Annotated in this window: 4 protein-coding genes; all 4 read left to right on the plus strand. The window is 41.6% G+C overall.

All coding sequences use genetic code 11. The features are described 5' to 3' along the window. Positions 1-645 carry an NADH:ubiquinone reductase (Na(+)-transporting) subunit D gene (locus tag POV26_RS06030; protein ID WP_272855571.1) on the plus strand — a complete coding sequence of 215 codons (645 nt, stop codon included), beginning with the start codon at positions 1-3 and terminating at the stop codon, positions 643-645. Between the two features lie 103 nt (positions 646-748). Then, positions 749-1,489, plus strand: coding sequence for an NADH:ubiquinone reductase (Na(+)-transporting) subunit E (nqrE, locus tag POV26_RS06035; RefSeq protein WP_272855572.1), 741 nt, complete (start codon positions 749-751; stop codon positions 1,487-1,489). A 1-nt stretch (position 1,490) separates the two neighbouring features. Next, positions 1,491-2,801: an NADH:ubiquinone reductase (Na(+)-transporting) subunit F gene (nqrF, locus tag POV26_RS06040; RefSeq protein ID WP_272855573.1), complete on the plus strand. Its 1,311-nt coding sequence runs from the start codon at positions 1,491-1,493 to the stop codon at positions 2,799-2,801. Positions 2,802-3,103: 302 nt separating this feature from the next. Further along, positions 3,104-6,021 (plus strand): hypothetical protein (locus POV26_RS06045; RefSeq protein ID WP_272855574.1); only part of this gene is annotated, 2,918 nt, incomplete at its 3' end.

Here is a 6,021-nt window from a genome sequence, read left to right on the forward strand (position 1 = left end):
ATGGCACTTTTATCAAAAAAAGACAGCAAGCTAATTTTAGATCCGTTGGCGGACAACAACCCAATTACCATCCAGGTTCTGGGAATTTGTTCTGCATTGGCAATTACCGCCCAGCTTAAAGCCTCTATCGTAATGGCCGTTTCGGTAATATTTGTTTTGGGAATTGGCAACGTAGTAATATCGCTTATGCGAAATATTATTCCCTCAAAAATCCGAATTATCGTGCAATTGGTAGTAGTAGCTGCGCTGGTTATTATCGTAGATCAAATATTGAAGGCTTTTGCCTATAGTTTGAGCAAGGAATTATCAGTCTTCATTGGTCTGATTATAACCAACTGTATCATTATGGGGCGTTTTGAGGCTTTTGCACTTGGTAACGGCCCGTGGAGATCGTTTCTGGATGGTGTAGGTAACGCCGCCGGTTATGGGCTTATCCTTATAATAGTTGGTTTCTTTAGAGAATTGTTGGGCTCGGGAACGCTTTTGGGCTTCAAGGTATTGGGCGATCCAATATCAAAAACCGGTTTATATGCAATAGGCTATGAAAACAATGGGTTTATGCTCTTGTCGCCAATGGCACTGATCGTTATCGGTCTTATTATTTGGGTACAACGCTCAAGGAACAAAGAATTAATAGAAGAATAGCCAGTACGCAGTTTCCAGTACGCAGTAGCCAGTCTTACTGCAACGGCAAACTGCAAACTGAATACTGATTACTGAATTACTGACGCACTGAATTACTGAGACAATGGAACATATAGAGTTATTTTTTAAATCGATATTTATAGACAATATGGTATTTGCTACCTTCCTTGGAATGTGCTCATATCTGGCTGTGTCTAAAAAAGTGTCAACAGCTGTGGGTCTAGGCGCAGCGGTTATTTTTGTATTGGCCGTTACAGTGCCAATTAACTGGTTGCTCGACCAATATATTTTGAGGGACGGAGCCTTGGTATGGTTGGGCGAGGAATACGCATCTTACGATTTGGGTTTCCTTTCCTTCATCCTTTTTATAGCAACTATTGCCACTATGGTCCAGTTGGTAGAAATAGTAGTTGAAAAATTTTCGCCTTCGCTGTATAACTCTTTGGGTATCTTTCTTCCCCTTATTGCCGTTAACTGTGCAATCTTAGGAGGCTCGCTGTTTATGCAGTCTAGAGAGATCCCTACCTTGGGATTGGCGCTTAACTACGGCATTAGTTCAGGGATTGGTTGGTTCTTGGCTATTTTGGCCATTGCCGCCATTCGTGAAAAAATACGCTATTCAAACGTGCCAGCACCTTTAAGAGGTCTGGGAATTACATTTATCATTACAGGCTTAATGGCCATTGGTTTTATGAGCTTTGGCGGAATGTTGACAGGTGGCGACGAAGAAACCCCCTCATTGGATTCAAACCCTGAAAACATAGGGGTCCATTCCGAAGATATTCAAAAGAAAAATATAGAAACCGCACAAACGGTTGAAGTTTCAACTATAACGAAGCAATAATATGTTTTTAGCAGTAAGTACACTTGGAGTTATTATAGTAACGGTCATCGCCTTTTTGGTCTTAACCTTGCTATTGGTATCATTATTACTTTTTACAAAACAAAAGCTTTCGCCATCTGGTCCCGTAAAAATTACGATCAACGATGAAAAAGTAATTGAAGTAGAAAGCGGAGGAACACTTCTATCTACTTTAGGAGGTGAAAAAATATTTCTTCCATCTGCCTGTGGTGGCGGTGGAACCTGTATTCAATGTGAATGTCACGTACTTTCTGGCGGAGGCGAGGCATTGCCAACGGAAACACCGCACTTTACACGTAAAGAGTTAAAAGAGGGCGTTCGCCTTTCTTGCCAAGTAAAGGTGAAGCAGGACATGAATATCCGAATTCCCGAAGAGGTTTTTGGTATTAAAAAATGGGATGCTACCGTGGTTAGAAATTACAACGTTGCCTCGTTCATTAAAGAATTCGTAGTTGAAATTCCTGAGGACATGAACTACAAAGCCGGAGGTTATATACAGATTGAAATTCCGCCTTGTGAAATAAAGTTCGAAGATATGGACATCACTGCCCATCCCGAAGAGCACGAACGGCCAGACAAGTTTCAGGAAGAGTGGGACAAATTCAAACTTTGGCCCTTGGTAATGAAAAACACCGAAACTGTGGAAAGAGCATACTCCATGGCCTCCTATCCTGCGGAAGGACGTGAAATTATGCTGAACGTACGTATTGCCACCCCACCGTTTGATCGTGCAAAAGGAGGATGGATGAATGTTAATCCCGGCATTGCGTCTTCTTATATTTTCAATTGTAAAAAAGGAGACAAAGTTGTTATCTCAGGCCCTTATGGCGAATTCTTCATCAACCCTTCCGAGGCCGAAATGCTTTACGTGGGCGGGGGAGCTGGAATGGCACCTATGCGTTCGCACTTATACCATCTTTTCAAAACCCTTAAAACCGGAAGAAAAGTTACCTATTGGTATGGAGGACGTTCCAAAAGAGAACTTTTCTATTTAGATCATTTCAAAGAATTGGAAAATGAATTCCCGAACTTCAAATTCTATTTGGCACTTTCAGAACCGATGGAAGAAGATAACTGGAAAGTAAAAAAAGATATTCACGACGAGGCCGGCGATGGTTTTGTGGGCTTTATACACCAAGTGGTAATTGACAATTATTTGAGCCATCACGAAACCCCGGAAGATATAGAACTTTATTTCTGCGGCCCACCATTGATGAACCAAGCCGTTCAAAAAATGGGCGAGGATTTCGGAATTCCGGACGAGAACATTCGTTTCGATGATTTTGGAGGATAATTAAGGAATCCATACAAATTTTTCAAAAACCGCTTTAATTTATTTTGAAGCGGTTTTTTTTATCAATAAACCAGTTCAAACGTTAAAATCTTGAACATTTCCTATAATGATTCTTCTTCGTCATAATTATAAAGCTTAAATTTATTGTTTCTAATTCATTGTTGTTCGATAAAAGGAATGCCTAACGGTATTCTGCCCCAGCGAGACAAAATATTGGCAATCAACAGATAACGACTCAGAAAATTATCCGTAGGGACCTAATATGTTTTTTAATCGGACAAACTGTTTCAAATTATATCATTATGAAATCTTCAAAATTACCTTTCTTTTTAAAATCGAAATCGTATTTGTTCCTGGCTACTTTGTTTTTTGCGGTATTGGTTTGCTTTTTTTTATTTACGGGAACTACATTTTTTAAATCTGATACTTCCTTTGCTGCAACGGAACAGTCTAATATTGCCAAAAAGTATTCAGACTTCTTGATGAACCATCCCTATAGAAAAGCGATGGGCATGTCAAAAGAGGAGCGTAAAGCCCAAGGGTTGCCTCCCAATAAATTTTTTGAACAAGAATATTTATACACCAGTGATCCCAACCTACTTCGCCCTGCTCCCGAAAGATTATATGCACTTCAGCAGGAATTGAAGACCAATAGTGCCATGAAAGCTCCCGGCGATGTGACCAATGTATGGGAAGAGCGGGGTCCAAATAATGTGGGCGGGAGAACGCATTCTTTAATTTTTGCCCCTGGTAGCACTACCAAAGTTTTTGCCGGTGGTGTGAGTGGTGGTCTTTGGGTAAATAATGATATTACGAATCCTTCTTCTGTTTGGCAAAGAGTAGAAGGCGTTCCGGGAAATCTTTCCGTTATGTCTATCACTGTAGATCCAAATAATCAACAAATCATGTATTTGGGCACTGGAGAGGTTTACACCGCTGGAGATGTAGTAGGAAATGGTATATACAAATCTACCGACGGCGGTGAAAATTGGTTTGAACTTTATACGGGCGGCAACGCACTGGCAGATAGAATTGCCTTCGTACAGGATGTAATTGCCTGGAACAATCCGGCAACCAATCAAACCGAAGTTTATTTTGGAGCCGGATCAACTATTTACGGAGAAGAAGTAATTTCAGGATCGGGTGGTGCAGGTTGGACATTTTTAGGACAAAATGCTGTAGGCCTTTATAAAAGTACGGACGGAACTAATTTTACCAGGCTTACCACTTCTGTATTTCAGGCTTCGTCCAATTATTATTGTCCTAACGATTTTGATATTGCGGGAGACGGTTCTTTGTGGATGGGCACCAGACGAAATGTTTACGGAGCTGGAGGAGGATATGTTTTTAAGAATGATGGAAACGGCTGGGTCAATGTGCGAAATTTGGGAACTGGCAATAGGGTGGAACTGGCCTGTTCAAAACAAAATGGAAATAAAATTTATGCTTTGGTGCAGGATTCGAACGATTCTGGAAATCCGGTAAAAATCTTTCGAACCACAAATGCCTTTGCATCAGCCCCAACTTCATTAGTACAGCCTAACGATGCTGATACTGGAATTCCCGCCTCCGATTTTACGAGAGGCCAAAGTTTTTATGATTTAATGATAGGAGTGGACCCAAGCAATGACAATACCCTGTACGTTGGAGGAATCGATTTGTTTAAATCTACAAATTCCGGAAATGCTTGGAGCCAGTTTTCACATTGGTACGGCGGCTTTGGTTTTCAAGAGGTCCACGCAGACCAACATGGAATTGCTTTTGCCCCGGGAATGCCAAACCGGGTTATCTTTGGAAATGACGGAGGTGTTTTTTATAGCAATAATGGGGGTGCCACTACTACTTCCCGAAATAATGGTTATGCCGTAACACAATTCTACAAAGGGGCCATCAACCAAAATAGTTCATCCGAAATTTTATTGGCAGGTGCCCAAGATAACGGCTCCCAATTAATATTGAATGCTGCCCCGGGCATCAATTCTTCAAATGAAGTTACCGGTGGTGATGGCTGTTGGGCATTTATTGATAAGGACGATCAATATATGATCTCGTCCTATGTTTATAATAATTACAGATATATAACAATTGGTGGAACGTATATAGGCAATTTCCCCGGTTCCGACGATACGGGAGATTTTGTGAATCAGTGTGGCCTCGATAGCGATACAAATATTTTGCTTTCAAATGCGACCAACGGTTCAACTTACCGGATTTACCGTTGGGCAATAGACCCTTCGGGACCTTCTTTTTCAAAAGCCACCTTAACCAATAGTCTGCTCAATACCATTCCCACTTTCTTTGTGGCCTCTCCAAATGTCTCCAATAGATTTTTGATAGGTACCGCTTTGGGAGGAATAATAAGAATGGATAACGTAAATACCACTCCTTCTTGGACAGATATCTCAATGCCTGGACAAGTAGGTGCAGTTTCAGATATTCGCTATGGAGCGACCGAGAACGATATAATGGTAACCTTTCATAATTATGGAGTAAATAGCATCTGGTACACAAGTAATGGTGGAAGCAGTTGGGTAAGCAAAGAAGGAGATTTGCCAGACCTTCCAGTAAAATGTATTCTCCAGAACCCATCGAATATAGATGAGGTAATTATAGGAACTGCCTTAGGAGTATGGAAAACGGAAAATTGGACAGCGTCAAGTCCAAACTGGACCCAATCACAAAATGGTATGAGCGATGTAAAAGTAATGTCCTTTGATTATAAAGAAACTGACGGTACGATCCTCGCTGCCACCTATGGCCGTGGCATGTTTACCGGAAAATTCAATAGTTGTAATCAAACTACTGAATATATATCGGGAAGTTGGAGCAATGGAACTCCAAGCGCTTCCTCATCTGTTGTGATAAGCGATAATTATAATACAGCGGTTAACGGAAATATAGACGCTTGCAGTCTTGTAATAGAAGCTGGAAAAACCCTTACCATTGGTGCTGGAAATTATGTAAAGGTTGATGGCAACATCGTAGTTGATGGCACTTTGTTTGTTGACCACGAAGGCAGTTTGGTTCAGGTAGATGATGATGCAACGGTAACCAACAACGGCAGCATCACCGTGCGAAAGATCACTCCATTCCTGGAGCCCAGATATTTTATGGTACTGGGCAGCCCGATGACGGCCGAGACCCGAACTGGGGTCTATGGCAATGCCGTCCAGGTGCGCCACCACCTAACGGCAAACTTCAACCCGGATCCGGCGGTTGC

Origin of the sequence: Aequorivita todarodis (assembly GCF_028561335.1) — a bacterium.
Taxonomy (GTDB): domain Bacteria; phylum Bacteroidota; class Bacteroidia; order Flavobacteriales; family Flavobacteriaceae; genus Aequorivita; species Aequorivita todarodis.